The organism is Treponema sp. OMZ 798, assembly GCF_024181385.1.
GTDB lineage: Bacteria > Spirochaetota > Spirochaetia > Treponematales > Treponemataceae > Treponema_B.
The window spans coordinates 1,596,202-1,613,429 of record NZ_CP051305.1 but is presented as its reverse complement, the minus strand read 5'-3'; the positions used below and the strand labels follow the sequence as shown (position 1 = coordinate 1,613,429).

23 protein-coding genes and 1 tRNA gene are annotated in these 17,228 nt (G+C 38.2%); 5 read left to right on the top strand and 19 right to left on the bottom strand.

The window, feature by feature from the left end; translation table 11 throughout:
* Nucleotides 1-10: 10 nt before the first annotated feature.
* Genes E4O07_RS07640 through E4O07_RS07580 form a run of 13 tightly spaced genes read right to left on the bottom strand, consistent with a single transcriptional unit; the run spans nt 11 to nt 8,647 of the window.
* Complete coding sequence (locus tag E4O07_RS07640; RefSeq protein WP_253684866.1) at nt 11-982, bottom strand: DNA-methyltransferase; 972 nt, start codon at nt 980-982, stop codon at nt 11-13.
* A gap of 11 nt (nt 983-993) precedes the next feature.
* Nucleotides 994-1,506, bottom strand: coding sequence for a hypothetical protein (locus E4O07_RS07635; protein ID WP_253684865.1), 513 nt, complete (start codon nt 1,504-1,506; stop codon nt 994-996).
* A 15-nt stretch (nt 1,507-1,521) separates the two neighbouring features.
* Complete coding sequence (locus tag E4O07_RS07630; RefSeq protein WP_253684864.1) at nt 1,522-1,911, bottom strand: hypothetical protein; 390 nt, start codon at nt 1,909-1,911, stop codon at nt 1,522-1,524.
* 28 nt (nt 1,912-1,939) lie between these two features.
* Complete coding sequence (locus tag E4O07_RS07625; RefSeq protein ID WP_253684863.1) at nt 1,940-3,301, bottom strand: terminase; 1,362 nt, start codon at nt 3,299-3,301, stop codon at nt 1,940-1,942.
* A 9-nt stretch (nt 3,302-3,310) separates the two neighbouring features.
* Entirely contained in the window at nt 3,311-3,922 is a 612-nt protein-coding gene (locus tag E4O07_RS07620) for a terminase small subunit (RefSeq protein WP_253684862.1), read from the bottom strand.
* A 3-nt stretch (nt 3,923-3,925) separates the two neighbouring features.
* Complete coding sequence (locus E4O07_RS07615; protein ID WP_253684861.1) at nt 3,926-5,503, bottom strand: prolipoprotein diacylglyceryl transferase; 1,578 nt, start codon at nt 5,501-5,503, stop codon at nt 3,926-3,928.
* A complete protein-coding gene (locus E4O07_RS07610) occupies nt 5,482-5,742 on the bottom strand; it encodes a hypothetical protein (protein WP_253684860.1) in 261 nt (86 codons plus the stop codon). Before E4O07_RS07610 ends, E4O07_RS07615 begins: the two co-directional genes overlap by 22 nt.
* Entirely contained in the window at nt 5,730-7,370 is a 1,641-nt protein-coding gene (locus E4O07_RS07605; RefSeq protein ID WP_253684859.1) for a ParB/RepB/Spo0J family partition protein, read from the bottom strand. Before E4O07_RS07605 ends, E4O07_RS07610 begins: the two co-directional genes overlap by 13 nt.
* A 14-nt stretch (nt 7,371-7,384) precedes the next feature.
* A complete protein-coding gene (locus tag E4O07_RS07600; protein WP_253684858.1) occupies nt 7,385-7,615 on the bottom strand; it encodes a hypothetical protein in 231 nt (76 codons plus the stop codon).
* Nucleotides 7,616-7,631: 16 nt separating this feature from the next.
* Complete coding sequence (locus E4O07_RS07595; RefSeq protein ID WP_253684857.1) at nt 7,632-7,847, bottom strand: hypothetical protein; 216 nt, start codon at nt 7,845-7,847, stop codon at nt 7,632-7,634.
* Nucleotides 7,848-7,862: 15 nt separating this feature from the next.
* A complete protein-coding gene (locus tag E4O07_RS07590) occupies nt 7,863-8,072 on the bottom strand; it encodes a hypothetical protein (protein ID WP_253684856.1) in 210 nt (69 codons plus the stop codon).
* A 3-nt stretch (nt 8,073-8,075) separates the two neighbouring features.
* Complete coding sequence (locus tag E4O07_RS07585; RefSeq protein ID WP_253684855.1) at nt 8,076-8,405, bottom strand: hypothetical protein; 330 nt, start codon at nt 8,403-8,405, stop codon at nt 8,076-8,078.
* Nucleotides 8,402-8,647, bottom strand: a complete 246-nt coding sequence (locus E4O07_RS07580; RefSeq protein WP_253684854.1) for a helix-turn-helix transcriptional regulator — start codon at nt 8,645-8,647, stop codon at nt 8,402-8,404. Before E4O07_RS07580 ends, E4O07_RS07585 begins: the two co-directional genes overlap by 4 nt.
* A gap of 125 nt (nt 8,648-8,772) precedes the next feature.
* Here E4O07_RS07580 and E4O07_RS07575 point away from each other — a divergent pair, with 125 nt between their 5' ends.
* The 5 genes from E4O07_RS07575 (at nt 8,773) to E4O07_RS07555 (ending at nt 11,144) form a co-directional block, all read left to right on the top strand.
* Nucleotides 8,773-9,141, top strand: coding sequence for a helix-turn-helix domain-containing protein (locus E4O07_RS07575; protein WP_253684853.1), 369 nt, complete (start codon nt 8,773-8,775; stop codon nt 9,139-9,141).
* A 51-nt stretch (nt 9,142-9,192) separates the two neighbouring features.
* On the top strand, nt 9,193-10,089 hold the full coding sequence (locus tag E4O07_RS07570) for a tetratricopeptide repeat protein (protein WP_253684852.1): 897 nt from the start codon (nt 9,193-9,195) through the stop codon (nt 10,087-10,089).
* A 39-nt stretch (nt 10,090-10,128) separates the two neighbouring features.
* Nucleotides 10,129-10,308: a hypothetical protein gene (locus E4O07_RS07565; protein WP_253684851.1), complete on the top strand. Its 180-nt coding sequence runs from the start codon at nt 10,129-10,131 to the stop codon at nt 10,306-10,308.
* A 103-nt stretch (nt 10,309-10,411) separates the two neighbouring features.
* The gene (locus tag E4O07_RS07560; RefSeq protein WP_253684850.1) at nt 10,412-10,588 is read left to right on the top strand and encodes a hypothetical protein; all 177 of its coding nucleotides are present in this window, start codon (nt 10,412-10,414) and stop codon (nt 10,586-10,588) included.
* The gene (locus E4O07_RS07555; protein WP_253684849.1) at nt 10,575-11,144 is read left to right on the top strand and encodes a hypothetical protein; all 570 of its coding nucleotides are present in this window, start codon (nt 10,575-10,577) and stop codon (nt 11,142-11,144) included. Before E4O07_RS07560 ends, E4O07_RS07555 begins: the two co-directional genes overlap by 14 nt.
* On the opposite strand, the gene E4O07_RS07550 is transcribed toward E4O07_RS07555, so the two are convergent.
* From E4O07_RS07550 to E4O07_RS07525, 6 genes are all read right to left on the bottom strand, one after another.
* Nucleotides 11,141-12,205, bottom strand: coding sequence for a site-specific integrase (locus E4O07_RS07550; protein WP_253684848.1), 1,065 nt, complete (start codon nt 12,203-12,205; stop codon nt 11,141-11,143). The two genes, E4O07_RS07555 and E4O07_RS07550, sit on opposite strands and share 4 nt — an antisense overlap.
* Nucleotides 12,206-12,411: 206 nt before the next feature.
* Nucleotides 12,412-12,484: transfer RNA gene (locus E4O07_RS07545), tRNA-Met, on the bottom strand.
* A 49-nt stretch (nt 12,485-12,533) separates the two neighbouring features.
* Nucleotides 12,534-13,283, bottom strand: coding sequence for a hypothetical protein (locus E4O07_RS07540; protein ID WP_253684847.1), 750 nt, complete (start codon nt 13,281-13,283; stop codon nt 12,534-12,536).
* Between the two features lie 181 nt (nt 13,284-13,464).
* The gene (groL, locus tag E4O07_RS07535; protein WP_253684846.1) at nt 13,465-15,099 is read right to left on the bottom strand and encodes a chaperonin GroEL; all 1,635 of its coding nucleotides are present in this window, start codon (nt 15,097-15,099) and stop codon (nt 13,465-13,467) included.
* Nucleotides 15,100-15,320: 221 nt separating this feature from the next.
* Complete coding sequence (locus E4O07_RS07530) at nt 15,321-16,664, bottom strand: SPOR domain-containing protein (RefSeq protein WP_253684845.1); 1,344 nt, start codon at nt 16,662-16,664, stop codon at nt 15,321-15,323.
* A 10-nt stretch (nt 16,665-16,674) separates the two neighbouring features.
* Nucleotides 16,675-17,175, bottom strand: a complete 501-nt coding sequence (locus E4O07_RS07525; protein ID WP_253684844.1) for a hypothetical protein — start codon at nt 17,173-17,175, stop codon at nt 16,675-16,677.
* Between the last annotated feature and the right edge of the window lie 53 nt (nt 17,176-17,228).

Below are 17,228 nucleotides of genomic sequence, written 5' to 3'. Positions count from 1 at the left end.
AAAAAATTTTTTAAGAAAATAATCCTAATCTCTTTTTATACAGAGGGGTATATTCTTCGTTTATGTCTATTCCTATCCAGTTCCTGTTAAATAAAGCTGCTACCTCTGCCACAGTACCTGAACCAAAAAATGGATCAAGTATAATATCTCCTTCACGGCTTCCAGCTAAAATACAAGGTTGTATCAAAGCCGGAGGGAAAACCGCAAAATGAGCTTCTGTATATGGATTTGTCGGAATTGTCCACACGTCTCGTTTGTTGCGTTTACCACTTTCATTTGGCTTGTTACCATGTGTTTCTGCTTCTATTTTTTTAGAATTAAAATAGCTCTGTTTTTTTGTATAAACTCCGCCGTTTCTAAAAGTTTTATTGTTTCCCTTTATGCTTACTACCGGTTCTTTAATGGCTTCATTATCAAAATAGTATTTTTTATTTTTTGATAAAAGAAAAATATACTCATGGCTTTTAGTACATCTGTCTTTTACTGCTTCCGGCATGACATTAGGTTTATTCCAAATAATATCCTGTCTTAAATACCAGCCGTCATCCTGCAGAGCAAATGCAACTCTCCAAGGAACACCTATTAAATCTTTATGCTTGAGTTTCCCGGAAAGAGGCGTTTTTTTAATTATTCCTCGTCTTCTGCCTTTATGGCGTGCATCTTCATATTCTTCTTTAAGTCCATAGTCTATGCCTTTTGCGTTCCTGTTCTTGCCGCTTCCTGCATAACTATCTCCAAGATTAAGCCATAAGGTGCCATCATCTTTTAATATCCGCTTTACCTCACGGAATACATTGACTAAGGAATTAACATAATCCTCTACTGAGTCCTCTAATCCTATTTGACCTTCTACTCCATAATCCCGTAAGTTAAAATAAGGAGGGCTTGTAACTACGCATTGAACGAGCTTATCAGGAAGAGAGGGAAGTAGATTTCTACAATCGCCTATTAAAAGATTGTTAATCTCGGTTTCATTACTCATATTTTTACTCCTTAAGATTTTTTACACAACCTTTCTATTTCTTTATTTTCTCCGAAGGGATACCCATTAGATATAAATACATAATCATATACCAATTCGTAAATAGGAACTTCTTTAATTTCATTATTATTGATTGATTTTAATAAAACATTTCCATCAAGACTATTTCCGATCATTAGGTATTGTTCTTCATCATTTTTTGATTTTATTGTATTTCCAAACCTAAAAATATATTCTTTCATCTTTTCCAAGGTTGAAAAAGAGTTAAATTGGGGCGGCTCAAGAAGATATATAAGAGCATAAGCTCCATCGCTTATATCCTCTCTATCAATATCAAAGTTTATCTGAAATCTCCAAGGATTACTTTCATCATAAATCTCTGTAACTATACCTATATCCTGTTGCCTGTCATGTTCAACAGAATATTTTAAGTCCTTTAAATTCCAGCTATAAAAACATTTACTCCCAACTTTCAACTCATCGGCGTTTACCGCCGTGTAAACTCTTGATTTATCAAATTCCATAAACTATATCTCCTTTTATTTATCCCAATCAGGATGTCTTTTAATCCATAGTTTGATATTCACTTCTTTTGTACAAACAGGCTCGCAATTAGAAACTTCATAATCTTTTAATACTTCCCTTACAAACTTTTCTGCCGCCTTTTTCATTCTTTCTGTGGGTTCTGTAGCAACGTCATCGAAATAATTAAAATTACAATCCAAAGATTGTAGAAAATCATCTAAAAGACAAGCCGCCTCACCTTTTACATCGGGCTCCATTTTTGCAAAACCTGTTAATGTTAAGACTTTCGGTATTTCTCTTTCTTCTTTTTGGAATTTTTTTAAAATTTCCTCAACTGCTTCATTTACGCTTGTATAATACAAACGCTCACTGTCGGCTAAATCCCAATAATCAATCTTTTTCATTTTTCATCTTCTCCTATTAAAAAAATATTTACCCATACGGATCAAAGCTTGTGCCTCTTGTCCGCTTGTTTCTAAAATTCCATTGTCCGTTTTGTTTTTCTAAGGCCCTGCCCGGGTGCCTTGCGTATTCGCTCATAATCGCATAACGTGTTTCATCATAGATGTGATCCTCCAATGTTGTATCTATATCTTCAGGCCGTGTAGTGCTTGGAAGTAATAGCGGTATCGTGCGTATAAAATCAAAGCATGTATCAAAGACTAAAAGCATAGGCTTCCCGTCTTCTCCCTTACTCTTTAATAACTGATGGAACTGCATCTTGCCGTTAAGTCTATCGTTATCGGCCTTAACCATCTTCCAGCCTTCAGCTTCAAACTTATCAGCGATTGAAGGTCCGTCATCCACCTTACCCCAAACTGCCGGATCTGCAACCATCGTGTTCACACCCTCGGCAATGGATAAGGCGTAAGCTTCTTTTGCAATGCTTCCGGCACTACGCCTGACTCCCTTATTCGCTTCGCCCTTTTCGCAGCCGTAAAGCTCACGGTATCTAATCATTCGTCCGTCTCTTGATACTGCCCACCAGCCTATACTAAAAGGCCTTGAATATCCCCAGTCCATAGAACAAAACTTAAACCATACACCCGGATCAAGGGCGATGGGTTTAATTACATGGCTTTCTCGGCTAAACTCCTCAAAAGCACTTCCGGCAATAATATCCCAGTTACCTTTTCTTAAAGCCTCATAAAGATACTTAGGCAAAAGGCGTAATCGCTTTTCATAGCTTTTGTCATTCTTTATTAAATAATCGTTATCATCCAATCTACTCGGAATAAAACACCTTGTATTCCCGTCATTGTCCGTATAAATTGTATTCGGGTTTTGATTATCGATAAACCTTTTCTTTAACCAGCCGTGCCCCACGCCTCCGGGGTTCCCCGTTCCTCGCATATAACAAGGAATACCCTTAGCACTTCGGCATCGGCTCATCATATATCTCCAGCAATAGTCGCTGGAATAATTGCCTAACTCATCAAAGCCTATCCATGTATACTGATGGCCTTGATAATTGCTTACATCATCATCTCTTTCCAAGTACCTCAATCTTAAAAATGAACCTGTCGGAAAATTAAAAACATTATCGGTTTTCTTATAAACAGCTCCCATAGGAATATAAAGCTCCTTAGCCCTTATTATAATGTCCTCTAATTCTTTATAAGTTCTACGGAATAAAATCCCCCTCCAGTTTTCCCTATGCTTATTACAACCGCCTAAAAAATCCATAAGCAAAAAGTCCGTTTTGCCTCCTCCGGCAGCTCCTCCATAGAAAAGCTCGAAAGCAGGGCATTGCAAGGCTAGTGATTGTTTTTTAGTCGGTTTCCAAATAATCATATGATCCTCTTAACTCGTTTTAGTTTCCGTCTGCCAATCGGCAATAGCCGTTTTGTCGGTAATCATAGCAACCGGCATCATGGCCTCCATATTGATTTCGGGCTTGACAAGGCTTAAGTACTTCATTAAGACAGCCAAAGCTTTATGCCTGTTAGCAAGCTTCACAACAGTGCAAGGAAAGCCACCCTTGGTATAAAAGGTTTGTATCTGTTCTACGCAAACAGCAAGCGGTCCTAGCTCGCTTAAAGGTTTTAGTAACGCTCCCGTGTCCGTTATTATGTCTGCGGGGTTATAAAAGGCTAAAGTCTCATAAGTGTGTAAAATCTTATAGGCAGCAAGCTCATCTTCTGTTTCCCTCGTCAATTTTAATAACATTCTGATACTCTTTTTTACCTTAGCAATTCTTAGCAATTTTGATGCTGCGGTTGCGGCCGCTTCATCGCTCCGGCATTTGGGATAAGCTTTTCTGTACGTTTTCGTTCCGTTTAAAAAACAAAACTCATCCGTGCAGTAATAAAGCACAAAAAGCCTCTGTTGCTCGTTTAAATCTTCTGCCCAATCTTCAACCTTAGGCTTTATTTTTGCCTTGCTCTCCTCCTTTGCCTTCGCTATCTTTGCCATTCCTTAACCTTTTCTTTTTTGAATTTCACTTGCAACCATCTTTTTCAATAAGTCCTTATCGTTAGGATCCAGTCCATACTCCTTTGCAGCCTCCTCAAGGTTCTTTTTTGCCTCCTCCTTCGTAATTTTATTAAATTCGGCGGCCCAATGAGCCCCTCCGGCATCTTTCGGATGAAGGATTTGAGAAACGGAATAAAAAACCTTAGAATAATTGCCGGGTTTTAAAAGCATTTGAGGCGTGCATGGCATGTTTTCAAAATAACCGCCCTTTTTTAAAAGACGGTTAAAAGAATTCGTAAACTGGCAGGCAATAATTTCGGCATTATTTTTTTTATCCTCCAGTTTTGTCATTCTTTTTGCCAATTCTGCACAAGCTACAAGCTCGGCTTCTTCGTCGACAAAACCCATCGGGTTTTTATCGCTAAAAAATTTCAAAAAAATCTTAAAACACGCACGCTTCCGGTCTGCCTCTCTTTTTGTCTTTTCTGCATCTTCCGCAAGTGCAGCCGGTGGTCCAGACTCTGTAGGCTCAGCCGGTTCTCCTATGTCTCGCTCGGGCGGCTCGTCTGTTTCTTTCTCCTCTGCCTCCCTCTCTTTCGGGATCTCTCCTGTCGGGGCAGGACTAGCAGCTCTATCTATGTGTGTCTTGTCTTTTCTCTTTCTCCCCTTTCTCTTTTTCTGTTCCGTATCCTCTCTTTCTGTCTCTCCTATGTCTATTTCTCTCTCCGTCTCTCTATCTCTCATCTCTCTTTCTTCTGTCTCTATCTCTTCTCCCTCTGTCTTTTCTGTCTGTCTGTCTCTATCTCTTCTGTCTGTCTCTTCTGTCTTAGGGAGTGTCGGGTAACGCTGCGTTACCTCGCCGTTTTCGCGTGTTACCTTGAAATTTTCGCCGGTAACGGGTGTTACCGGCTTTTTTTCTTGGGTAACGGGCGTTACCTCACGGTAACGCTCGGTAACGCTTTTAGGATTTTCGGCGGCCGCCGGTTCCTGCACTTGGGCCGTTTCGGCCGCGGCCTCCGGCTCATCTTCTTTTTCTAAGCGTAAAAAAAGAGCCTGTATCTCATCATCGCTTAATTCGGCAGCTTCGGCATAGATAGCCTCCGTCTCATCGTAAGGCTCAACCTCCGGGGCCTCTATAGGGTTTGCTTCAGGAACGGGATGCCTTCCTCTTGAACCTAAAAAACTTCGCTTTTCGGGAGGCTTTTTTTCGGCAAGGCGGTTTCTATAGGCGGCCTGTTTTTCTGCAGCAGTCATCCGCCCGGGATAAGGATCAAGCCATCCGGCTATCCTGTAAGCCTGTACGCCGTTAATGGTAATTTCTTCTATTATATGGCGGTCTAAAAACCGATAAAGCAAATCAACAAGATCATCTTCGCTCATTATGCATGTATAAGAAAAGACCGCTAAATCGCTTAAGTCTACAACGCCGTCATCATCGGCATTGCAATACAAAGCAACAAATAATGTAAAAACTTGGTGCTGCCTTTCTTTAGGTAGTTTCTTGGCAATAAAAAGAAGTGCCGGGTTTGTGATTGTATCTCTTGGGAATTTTCTCCATGTTAAAGTTTTACCGTCTGCCATTTATAAGTCCTCGTCTTTAAGTAATGCGTATTTTCCATAACCCTTTTCGTAGATCGGGTAGGTGAGTGATAAAGTTGTGATAATTCCTTGCACTGAGCCTTCACCGGCTCCTGTAAAAGCTCTAATATCTTTTGAAGTAAAAAAATCCTTGCTCCGGATATAATTATAAATAGATTCGTAATCATAAACGGTTCGCCCGTCCAATCTGCAGTTTGATCTTCCGTCTTTAAATGTAACATACTTTCTCTCCGTCCTCGTCTTCTTCGCTCCGAAAAGAATCATCGGTAAGATCCTCATCTTCCGACTCTTCATCTTCTGTTTCTGCGTCCGATTCATCATAATCTTCTTCATCATCTTCCGGGGCTTTTTTTAAATTTTCGATTACAATATTTTTTAATTCTTCATTAAATATTTTGTTGGCTTCTTTAACATCAAGGCCTAAAAGCGGTATGGTTTCATCAAGATCTTTATAGAGAATGGAATCAGCAACTCTTAAAATATAGGTGTAAAAAAATAAGTTCAAAAAATCTATATGTTTAAAATTAAATCTCTTTGTATCCTTTAAGTTATTAAGATTGCTTTCCGTCATAATTTTAAAAGCATTACAAATAAACTCGTTATTACCGTTATTAATAAGATAATCAAAAAAATCATCCGATAAATAAAAGGAAGGGTTGGGTTTTAAAAATTCTTTTTTTAATAAAGAACAAAGCGTGTTTGTTTTAGCTTTATGTTCCATGCTGTAAGTGAATAGCTGTTCTTTACTCACCTTTTTTATCGCCTCTTCCTTGTATTCATCAGGAAGAGATTCAATAATAAGTTTTTCTTCTTCGTTTACTTCTCGGTTCTTCCTAAAATATTTGTTATAATCTTCATATGTAATCACATATTTCATTTTGTCATCGATAACATCATACCAAGGAACAAGACAAGCCCTTACCTCATCGTTTAATGAATTAAAATCACGCTCCGGATCAAGCTGCGTATAATCCTTAAAACTGCAAAGATCTATTTTAAAATCAAAGAATTTTTGTAAGGGTATTAAATATTCTTTTTCTACTCCGTTTACAAAAAGAAAATCAAGATCGCCGTAATTGCTTACGCCTTCTTTTATTCTTTCTTTATATAATTTTATCTTTTCCTTTTCGTAACATTCCGGATCAAGGCAATAGTCATCCCTTTCGTTAAGTTCCGGAAAAAGATTGTTATCTGTATACCTAGTTCTTTTCGTGCAATCCTTACAAAGACTGCAAGGAAAATCCAACCTGTTTTTAGCATATCTTCTGATAGCATAATCGGCATAACCGCTGAACCATGTATCTTTTGAAATTTCATCATAAATATTTTCTTGCACTTCAGTAGGTAAACATGCAATTTTTGCGGCCTGCGATATGCTTATTTTTCCATTTTTAAAAAAATCTTTCATGTTGTCGGTAAGCTCTGTAAGCTTCATTCGCTGGTAAATATGTGCGGGCGAGCGGTCAAAGGTTTTGGATAACTCGTCAATCGTTTTTCCTTCTTTAAGAAGTTTTTTAAAATTAGCCCCCTCATCTACGGGGTGCATGTCCAATCGGTTGACATTTTCGGCAAGGGCGATTTCCTCATCAGGAATACTTTCATCCTCGCCATAAACGACAGCCTCAATATTTTTTAAGCCTAGTTTTTTTACGGCTTCAAGCCTCCTTCTTCCTGCAATAATCGTATAAGGGAATTCGTTATCCCCCGATTCATGCCTTACGGTAATAGGATTGATAAGTCCTATGGCTCTGATTGAAGCGGCTAAGGTGTCTATGTTGCCGTAGCCTCCCATCTTCCTGTCAAGGTTCGGTAAAATTTCCGAAACTAAAATAGTTTTTCTTTCTGCCATTTGTTTTTCTCCTCTTAATGGTCTTTTAAAAATTCGATGCCGGTTACTTCTCCGTCAAAAAGCTTTTTTATCCTATGTACCCTTTTGGGAAACTTAGGCCTTGGATCTGCAAAGCAGCATAAAAAAACTTCTTTATCGGAATAGTGCACTCCGTCCTCTGTGTCTATCTCGTACTTGCCGTCTGTCTCGGTAATCGTGATCCTTTGATTCAAAAGCTCCGATTCTACCGTATAGATTGTTTTCATTGTTAAAGCTTGTAATCTATAGTCTATAATCTATAGGTTCGCCGATTACCACTTTTTTGGCTCCTGCTTTTTCCATAGCTTCATCCAAAAGATAAAGCATGTATGATGCCGGCTTTCTGCCTCTTGAGGTTAAAAACTCAACGGCTCTTTGCTTTTCTTCAATACTTGGAAAGGTCAAGGTAACCCCTAAAACGGTCTTGCGTTTTTCGCTCCATTGTTTTGACGTTTTCACTCTTTCTCGCCTCCGTTAAAAATTCTTGTTCAATTCAAGGCTTAATTCTTCTTTTAAAAGATTTCTAGCCTCAATAAAATTCTTGTTGATTGCCTCATAAATCTTTTCTATATGAGTCTTGATAGGGTTGTGTGACTCATAAGCCCCTTTTAACTCGATAATATTACCGTTTAAATTATCAAGCACCTCGTTCATGCTTGCATAAAAGTTTGCTCCTGTTTTCATACTTTACCCCCTTATTGCTATTTCGATAGAGTTCGGCACTTCCACCTTTCGGCCGTCAATCTTAACAAAAACAGGCTTAGTCTTTTTCTCGTCTGTAAGCAAGGCTTGCTCTCTTTTGTGAGGCACTTGCAGCTGCTTATAAGCCGATTTTTTTGCCCCGGATAGGCTCCGGCGGTAAAGCTTTTCTGTCTGCTTTCCGTTGTGCAAAATAAAAACATGGTATTTATAGGTTAATTCGGGGGTGTTAAAAATAACGGCCTCGGTTATGTCGCCGTGGGTGTGAATGTTTTTATAATCTACCTGCTTGCGGTAATAGCTAATCTGCCTTTTCATCTACTCCTCCTTTGGGTTCTGCGGACTCCCATTTCTAATAAGATTTTATCGGCCGTTGCATTAAGCTCTTGGCTTGTAAGCTGACGGCCTCCCATAAGCCATTGTTCGATCTCTTCTTTTACAAAAAAGAGCCTTCCGCCCGTAGGCTTGTGGACGGGTATCATCTTTTTATACACAAGGTTATAGATATAAGACCGTGTGTACCCGGTAAGGTCCATAACTTGCTGCATGTTCATGATCATAGTTTTTTCTCCTCTTAGTACTTCTTTTGAAGTACTATAATAAATTATAGCTAAAAAAGAAGTATTGTCAATACTTTTTTTACATTTTTTACAATTTTTGTGGTAAAATAGCCGATAAATAGGATATGGAAGCAAATTTCAAAACAAGGCTTAGAGCTTTAATGGATGAAAAAGGATATATAGTTAAAGAATTAGCTGCTCTATCTGGAGTTGGAAAGCGATCCATAGACAATTATTTTAGTATTCGTGGCTCAATTCCTACTGCCGATATAGCTGTTAGAATAGCTAAGGCCCTGGATACAACGGTCGAATATCTTGTTACCGGCATAGAGCCTTCATCAGGAATAGCCATTGCTCCTGAAGATATTGAGTTAATTAAAAGAATTCATCTTTTAGATGATATAGATAAAAAAGTCGTGGATGATTTAATCCAAAGTTTTATAGATAGAAAGCAATCCGAAGTTTCCGCGATGGAAAATTCCCGTATTGGTTGAGGTGAAAGTATTAAATTATAGAAGATTATAATCGATGGTTAAGGGGGGGGAATGTCTGAAAGGAAAAAATATATTTTTTTTATTTCTTTATGTTTGTTGTTATTGAGCTGTACAACTTTAAGCCGGGAGTATGAAAATAGTAATATTATAATAGCCCCTGAAAATCAGGATACAAGCAATCTTGAGTATGTAACTCTTCTTACCCTCCAAACAAGAACTCACTTATCTTATGATGATCTAATAATAAAATCGGTAAATGAAATTGCAGAAAAAGGCTATCATGATGTAATAATAATACCTAAAGTAATTGAGTATGATGAAATAGTTTCTTCAAATTCTTATAACTATAACTATAATCGATCAGGTAGAGCCGGACCTATGGATGCCTTCAATTCATTTGCTGATACTTTTACAGGAGTTCTTAGTAGTATTAAAAGGTATTATTACCTTATTAATTTTTATATTTATAAACCTAGGCAAGATAAAAAAATACCCTTAGATCAAAAAGGCAAAAACTTAGATCAAGAACTGTCTTTTCTTGAAATCCAAAAAAAAGCTAAAAATGGTGATGCAGAAGCTCAATTTGATCTATTTAAAAGGTATTATTATGGTGAAGGGGTTTCAATTGACAAAGGAGAAGCCTTTTATTGGATAAAAAAAGTTGCTGAAAATGAAAATGCAAAAGCACAATTTAATCTTGCTCTTATGTATTATAATGGAGAAGGAACTCTAGTAGATAAAAAACAAGCTCTATATTGGTATACAAAATCTGCCGAAAAAGGTGTTGCATATGCACAGTTTAATCTTGCTCTTATGTATTATTATGGAGATGGAATACTGGCTGACAAAAAACAAGCTGCATATTGGATAAAGCAAGCCTATGAGAATGGTTATGAGCCGGCAAAAGAACTCTGGGATGCAGACGAACTTTGGAAATATCAGGATTAAAAAGCTTAGTTATAATAAAAAAATAATTGGAGGTATAAAATGCGTTATTTTTTAGCTGTATTATTATGTATAGTATTATATTTTGTGATTTTTGGAGGCTTAGGCGTAATCCTTGATAGGGCCGGTATACAGATTGGGTATTTTGTTCTCTTTGCTAAATTTAGGATACCTAGCACTCTGTGTATTTTTATGGAAGAAAATTACAAAGAAAAAAGATAAATAATCCCGATAATTTTTATATCGTAAAAACCATTAAAAATTGTAAAAAAAGTATTGACAAAAGGCGGCCTAGGTGCTAGATTAAAATTAAGGAGAAAAAGCTATGGATTATTCGCAATTCAAACCTATAAAACCTACAATACTACGCAACCCCGAAACAATAGCGTATTTTTGTAAATGTCAAATGAATCCTCCCACCGAAGAGCAAAAAGAAGCCGCCCGAAAGTCCGTAGAACAATACAGCCGGTTCTGGGAAGAATTGAATAATGAGCAAGATTGACGTATCAAAGCATCTTTCGGATTTTAAAATTGCTATTTTAAATAGTAAAACCGATGTATCTAATTTTACCTCAGAATACGGCATGTATACCGACTTTATAAACCCTGCAAGCAGTTCCGGATCTTCTTTAGCCCTGGAATACGATAAATACGGTGTTGCTAAAACATATCTCATTTATCGAAAAGATGATATAGAAAAAAAGGACATCTGTGCTTATTTTTCTATAGGCCCGGATATGATAAGCTTTTATAACGAAAATAGGCCGGATAATGTACCAACTCATATTGATACTGCAGGGGCCATAAAAATACATTACCTCGCCTCATCGTTATACTTTGCAGAAAATTATAGTCATATAGTAAAATTCATCATATTGCTTGTTAAAAACTTAATAACAAAAATTTTAAATAAAAATCTTAATATCCGCTATATAACCCTTGATGCCGATGATCAGTCCGGCAATAGGGATATTGTAAAAATCTACAAAAATTCAGGTTTTTATGTTGCAGGTAGAAGTTTTGAATTAGACTATATGATATGCGATATTTATTCCTAATCCCCTATAATCCCGTAATCAGGCAATAAGTCGATAGCTTCTTTTTTCTTTCTGTCCGTAACCTGTGTATACTGTGCGGTGGTGCTTATCTTGGTATGCCCCAAAAGTTTTTGAACCGTGTACAAGTCCGCCCCGGACTCCAAAAGCAGGGTAGCGTGGGTATGTCTTGCCAAGTGCCAGCCTATTTTTTGCCTTACTCCGGCCCGCTTTCCCCATTCGATTAAGTACTGATTCATGTTAGTGCCGGTTGTTGCAACATGAGGGAATATAAAGTCCTCGTCCGTCCTGTTCGGGTTTTCTTCTGCAAGAAGATTCAAAAAGGCTATAGCCTCATCTTTGATAGGTAGATATACGGCCCTCTTTGTTTTTTGCTGAATCTTTGTAAGTGTCTTTTTTTCAAAAGATACGCCTCCCCATTTTAAGCTTTTCAAGTCGCTTATTCTCAAGCCCGTGCAGCAGGCAAACAAAAAAGCCTTTTTAACGTCTGCCCCTAAAATCCCGCCTATGGGTTCTGCAGCAAGTTTTCGGATATCTTCCGGCATTAAGAATTCTTTGATGCTTTCGGGGCAGGGTATGTGTTTAACTCCGAGTGTAGGATCCTTAACCAATACCCCGTCTCTTACGGCCTTTTTAAAAAGAGTACGTAAGGATGCAGCGTAGTTTTCGCAAGTGTAGGGTGAAAGTTTAGTTTCTCTTTGCAGTGTTTTTTGGAAGTTCTCAAACCAAGTCGGGGTTAAGGCATCCATTCTTAAGGTAGGCGATATTTTTTCAATCCACAAAACTACCTTATGAAGCGGGTGCTTTTTGTTTTTTTCTGCGGCCGCTTTTTTTACATATTCAAGAACCGTTATTTTTGTAAGCTCCGGATCCGATAAACCGTTACTTACGGCAATCAAAGACACCTCCCTTTTGCTCCTCAAAACTTCTGCCATATCCATAACAATCTTATTTTGTTCTTTATTGGGAGTAACAGTCAGTCCCGTGCTTTCCCTCCACCTTTTACCGCCGATATATATACTAAGATATATTTTATTGCGGTTAATCCATAGTTTTACGCTCATAATCTCCTCATTTAGTAAGTTTGACAGCTTCCATATAGTTTACATAGCACTTACAATATCGGCAAAAATAAAACAAAATATAAGGAAAATAAACAAAATAAAGTGAAATAGTGCTTTACTTGATAATCGTGTAAGTCTATATAAGCTATAGAAATGTGAAATAAACAATAAAAAAAGGCACTCATTTGAGTGCCTTTAAAACAAGCTAGCGGCAATAGGGCTTGAACCTATGACCTAACGGATATGAGCCGTTTGCTCTGCCAACTGAGCTATACCGCCGTAAGAGCTTTGAGTATATAAAAAATACTCATTTATGTCAAGCCCTAATTTAAAAATCTAGGCTTAAAACTTTAAATATCGAAATAATTTTCGGGTTGATACCTTCATACAAATATATATCTTCTCTATCCTCTTCTTTAACACCTTTAAGTTCTCTAAGTTTTTTTATGGTCTCCATATCTTTACTTTTTTTCGCATATATAGCCCCGATATCAACTAATTTTTTGCTTACAATGAGCTCCCCTCCTTCTGCCAGGTTTTGAAGGCGGCAGGCAAGGTTTATACCGTAACCGACATAATCGCGGTACATTAATTGTGAAGCTTCAGCCGATATCTCATACTTGTAAACCTTATCCAAAACCAAAGCACCTCCAATTGAAAGGTTTTTATGGTCTTTAAATAATTCTTCATCGGCAAATTCTATAAATGTTGTAAAAACCGTAACAGCTTCTTTGATTGCAACACCATCCAGTTTGTCCCATATTACCAGTGCTCCGTCTCCCAATAACTTGTAATAAGAACAGTTATAGCCGAATTGATTGATACATGAAAGGAAATTTGATGTAAAGGACTTAATCAAACTAAAAACTATAGGTTCATCATTATCACGCATAAAACTGCTGAATCCGCGTACATCAATACACAGAATAAGAGAATGAGGTCTTGTTTCACCTAGGTATAGATTATTGAAAATATCTATGGGCCCTTTTTTTAAGGCTTCCAAAGTTAGTGAATCAAGCTCTACCGTATCACTTTCAGATGTATTAATGCCCAATTCCGATATTATATCATCACTCATAAGGCCATTGTAATATATATTTAAAAAAATAGCAAGATAAATTTATTGTAATTTTAAAATAAAAAAAGCCTCGTATTATTAAATACAAGGCTCTTTTTTATGAATCTAAAGACTTAGTACATTCCCGCGCATAGGGTAAGCTTAAATTCTGGTACATACCCTCATAGGGTGAACTAAAATTCTAGTACATACCCATGCCGCCCATGTCGGGTGAGGGCATTGCAGGTCCTGCTGCTTTTTCAGGAATATCCGTAATTGCACATTCTGTTGTTAAAAGAAGGCTTGCAATAGAAGCTGCGTTTTGCAAGGCAGAGCGGGTAACCTTGGCGGGGTCAATGATTCCGGCCTTTACCATGTCTGTCCATTCCATCTTAGCGGCATCAAAGCCTATGCCCTTCTTTTCCTTAGCTTTTTCTGCAATAACTGCTCCGTCCAAGCCTGCATTTTCTGCAATTTGGCGGATAGGCTCTTCGAGGGCTCGCTTTACAATCTTAAAGCCTACTTTTTCATCCTCTGTAAGAGAGCTCATATCTGCTTTTTCTAAGGCTGAGATAGCCTGAATCATTGCAAGACCGCCTCCTGCAACAATACCTTCTTCGATAGCGGCTCTTGTTGCCGAAAGAGCATCTTCAACTCTGTGCTTTTTCTCTTTCATTTCAACTTCGGTTACTGCTCCGATCTTGATAACGGCAACACCGCCTGAGAGCTTAGCCAATCTTTCTCTTAGCTTTTCGCTGTCGTATTCGGAATCGGTTGCATCAAGCTGGGCCTTAATCTGGGAAACCCTGTCCTTAATGTCCTTGGATTTTCCGGCTCCGTCGATAATCATAGTGTTGTCTTTATCGATCTTAATGCTTTTGGCTTGTCCCAACATTGAAATTTGAGCAGCCTCAAGTTTGAAGCCTAATTCTTCCGAAACTACCTGTCCGCCCGTTAAAACGGCAATGTCTTCAAGCATTTCCTTTCTTCTGTCACCGAAACCGGGGGCCTTAACTGCACAGGTCTTTAATGCACCTCGGAGGCTGTTTACAACCAAGGTTGCAAGGGCTTCGCCTTCAACATCTTCTGCAATGATTAAAAGGGGGCGGCCTGACTGGGCTACCTGCTCTAAGAGGGGGAGAAGGTCTTTCATTGTTGAGATTGATTTATCGTAGATGAGGATGTAGGGATTTTCAAAAACGGTTTCCATTCTGTCCCTGTCTGTTACAAAATAAGAAGAAATATAACCTCTGTCGAACTGCATACCTTCTACATAGTCGGTAACGGTTTCCATTGTCTGGGCTTCGCCTACGTCGATAACGCCGTCCTTTCCTACCTTGGCGATAGCATCGGCGATGATCTTACCGATTTCAGCATCGTTATTTGCAGAAACTGAGGCAACGTGGGCAACTTCTTCAGAACCCTTAATTTCTTTTGAATTTTTTTGGATATCTTCAACGGCGATAGCTACAGCCTTGTCGATACCTCGCTTTAATTCAAGCGGGGTCATTCCGGCAGCTACGGCCTTTAAGCCTTCTTTTACCATGGAGTATGCAAGAACGGTAGCTGTTGTGGTTCCGTCACCTGCAACATCATTTGTCTTTGTTGCAACTTCTTTTAAAAGCTGGGCACCCATATTTTCAAATTTGTTTTCAAGTTCTACTTCTCGTGCTACAGATACGCCGTCCTTTGTAACTGTAGGGGCACCGAAACTCTTATCGATAAGAACGTTTCGTCCCTTGGGGCCGAGTGTAACCTTTACTGCATTTGAAATTTGTTCAACACCGGCAAGCAGGCTTTTTCTAGCCTCTTCATTAAACAATAATTGTTTAGCCATTTTAGCTCTCCTTAAGAATCTATGTGAGTTTATTTTATTATCTTTAACATAAGATACAAAAAAAAAACTAAAACGGCAAGGGGGTGGCTTGAGATAAATAAACATTGCCTGAGATTAAAAGGATTACTTATGGGGGATAAAATATAGATAAATTGAGCAATGTGTAATCGGTTTAATTACCGATTACCAATTACCCATTGCTCATTACCAATTAATTGATTCTATTTTCCTTTCCTTAGAAAAGCATCTTTAAAGCCTAATTGCTTAAAGCGTTCAAGAACGGCTCCTGTTTCTTGAGGCTGTAAAGGTCCTATGAATATGGTATATCTTGTGTTATTTTTTACAAAACTTTCTTCTATCACTATAGGATAGTTTTTCCCATATTTTTTTACGACCTCATCGCGGTTGTACTTATCATTATAAACAACAATTTGAACATAGGTTTTGCCCTTTTCAAGTTTACTTGAAACAGTTTTGGGTTCATTGAGAATCGCTATAGAGCTTTCTTCAATTTTTTCTTCACTTGCAACATTGTATATATCCGAATCGGCTTCATCGTATGAGCCCGTATCTTCTTCAGCGGGTATTTCTTCAACCGGAGCAGCCTCTTCTTCCTTTTTTTCGGCCATAGGAACATTTTTTGGACTAGCTGAAGCAATGCTGTCAACAGTTTTTTCTTCAGCCAGTGCTGTGTAAACAGGCTCTACTACAGGATCTACAACTTCAACGCTTTCTACAACTTCTTGAGTTTGTTCAGGTTCTTGCGGTTCCGATACCTCGGTTACCGGAGCCGGAGCGGCTTCAGGTTTTGCTGCAGGTTCAGTTATAGGATCTACCGTTATGGGAGGATTTTCATTTGCCGGTTCCATATAGGTTTCGGCTATAGGCTCAACCTCTTCAGGTTCTTCAACTACCGGATCAAGTATAGCTTCTACATTAGGAACTTCTTCCGCTGTAGCTGTGTTTTCAATAGGAGGCTCTGCAGGCGGAAGCTCTTCTGCTATAGAAACTTCTTCTACTGCGGGAACAGCTTCAACTGTTTCAGGATTTTCGGTTTCATCAACAGGGTTTTCAACCTCATCATAGAGAATTGTATCTCCGTCCGTATTTTCAGATACCGGTTTATTTTCTTCTTTTTTTAGATTTGTATTAGGCAAATCGGAATGGGATGCTACAAATAGGGCCGGGTTGGTATCTAGGTCTTGAGACTCAGGTCCTGCTGAAACGCTTTTACCGTCGTCTTCATTTACCGGGCTGGGCGTAAGGACTCTTATTCTGATAACCTTGCCTCTGGGAACGTTTAGTTTTTCTCCTAATTCGGGAGAGAGACTGACCAAAAGACCCGGAATTCCCGAAGGCCCTATAACGACGGCCCTGGCCTTAACATTTTTTTCAAGGTTTGTTATTTCCAAAAGAGTATGTTTCGGAAACATATCGCTTCTGACAAATAAGCCTTCAGAGGGAAAATCGGTAGGAGAGCCTATGCCTCCGTTGCCTTCCCAAACCGCCCATATACATGAAAACGATATAATGAATATCAGTGAAAATAAAACTTTTTTGTTCATATCCCTCTCCTTATCTCCTGCTAATTGCCTCGAATATTTCTTTTGATATTTGATCCGCCAATTTTTCGGCTTTTTTTTCTACGTCCTTTTCTTTTAGCTTCGTGATATCTATAGTTTTTTTGTATATCTCTTTTTCGCTAACATAATCCACCATACGGACAGTCAGTTTTTGCCAATCAGCTTCTTTTAACTCCGTTTTTTTGTTAAATAGTAGTTCTTTCCCATATTGCATATAAAAAATAATCATGTAATTTGGGCCTTCTTCAAAAAAAGATTTTATTTCTGCAAGCGAAATATCATTTTCCGATTTTATTTCGGTTACCGGAATGCTTGTAGCGATAAAGCCTTCATCAAAAAACTTGTCAAAAAGAGTATCTTCAAAAATTTCTGTAATATTTCTGCATTTTTCGTGAGCTTCCTTATTTTGAAAACAGGCAAAGGCTGCCGTGTCGGCGAAGGCGGCTCCTAAAAAAATGCAAAATAATATACAGCCTATGTATTTTTTTAACATAATAGTCCTCGGTGTAGATTATCGGTATTCCAAAAAAAAGATTAAGAGAATTT

Coding starts and splice junctions, on each gene's coding strand:
- E4O07_RS07640 (WP_253684866.1), bottom strand. CDS start 982: ATGAGTAATGAAACCGAGATTAACAATCTTTTAATAGGCGATTGTAGA.
- E4O07_RS07635 (WP_253684865.1), bottom strand. CDS start 1,506: ATGGAATTTGATAAATCAAGAGTTTACACGGCGGTAAACGCCGATGAG.
- E4O07_RS07630 (WP_253684864.1), bottom strand. CDS start 1,911: ATGAAAAAGATTGATTATTGGGATTTAGCCGACAGTGAGCGTTTGTAT.
- E4O07_RS07625 (WP_253684863.1), bottom strand. CDS start 3,301: ATGATTATTTGGAAACCGACTAAAAAACAATCACTAGCCTTGCAATGC.
- E4O07_RS07620 (WP_253684862.1), bottom strand. CDS start 3,922: ATGGCAAAGATAGCGAAGGCAAAGGAGGAGAGCAAGGCAAAAATAAAG.
- E4O07_RS07615 (WP_253684861.1), bottom strand. CDS start 5,503: ATGGCAGACGGTAAAACTTTAACATGGAGAAAATTCCCAAGAGATACA.
- E4O07_RS07610 (WP_253684860.1), bottom strand. CDS start 5,742: ATGTTACATTTAAAGACGGAAGATCAAACTGCAGATTGGACGGGCGAA.
- E4O07_RS07605 (WP_253684859.1), bottom strand. CDS start 7,370: ATGGCAGAAAGAAAAACTATTTTAGTTTCGGAAATTTTACCGAACCTT.
- E4O07_RS07600 (WP_253684858.1), bottom strand. CDS start 7,615: ATGAAAACAATCTATACGGTAGAATCGGAGCTTTTGAATCAAAGGATC.
- E4O07_RS07590 (WP_253684856.1), bottom strand. CDS start 8,072: ATGAAAACAGGAGCAAACTTTTATGCAAGCATGAACGAGGTGCTTGAT.
- E4O07_RS07585 (WP_253684855.1), bottom strand. CDS start 8,405: ATGAAAAGGCAGATTAGCTATTACCGCAAGCAGGTAGATTATAAAAAC.
- E4O07_RS07580 (WP_253684854.1), bottom strand. CDS start 8,647: ATGATCATGAACATGCAGCAAGTTATGGACCTTACCGGGTACACACGG.
- E4O07_RS07575 (WP_253684853.1), top strand. CDS start 8,773: ATGGAAGCAAATTTCAAAACAAGGCTTAGAGCTTTAATGGATGAAAAA.
- E4O07_RS07570 (WP_253684852.1), top strand. CDS start 9,193: ATGTCTGAAAGGAAAAAATATATTTTTTTTATTTCTTTATGTTTGTTG.
- E4O07_RS07565 (WP_253684851.1), top strand. CDS start 10,129: ATGCGTTATTTTTTAGCTGTATTATTATGTATAGTATTATATTTTGTG.
- E4O07_RS07560 (WP_253684850.1), top strand. CDS start 10,412: ATGGATTATTCGCAATTCAAACCTATAAAACCTACAATACTACGCAAC.
- E4O07_RS07555 (WP_253684849.1), top strand. CDS start 10,575: ATGAGCAAGATTGACGTATCAAAGCATCTTTCGGATTTTAAAATTGCT.
- E4O07_RS07550 (WP_253684848.1), bottom strand. CDS start 12,205: ATGAGCGTAAAACTATGGATTAACCGCAATAAAATATATCTTAGTATA.
- E4O07_RS07540 (WP_253684847.1), bottom strand. CDS start 13,283: ATGAGTGATGATATAATATCGGAATTGGGCATTAATACATCTGAAAGT.
- groL (WP_253684846.1), bottom strand. CDS start 15,099: ATGGCTAAACAATTATTGTTTAATGAAGAGGCTAGAAAAAGCCTGCTT.
- E4O07_RS07530 (WP_253684845.1), bottom strand. CDS start 16,664: ATGAACAAAAAAGTTTTATTTTCACTGATATTCATTATATCGTTTTCA.
- E4O07_RS07525 (WP_253684844.1), bottom strand. CDS start 17,175: ATGTTAAAAAAATACATAGGCTGTATATTATTTTGCATTTTTTTAGGA.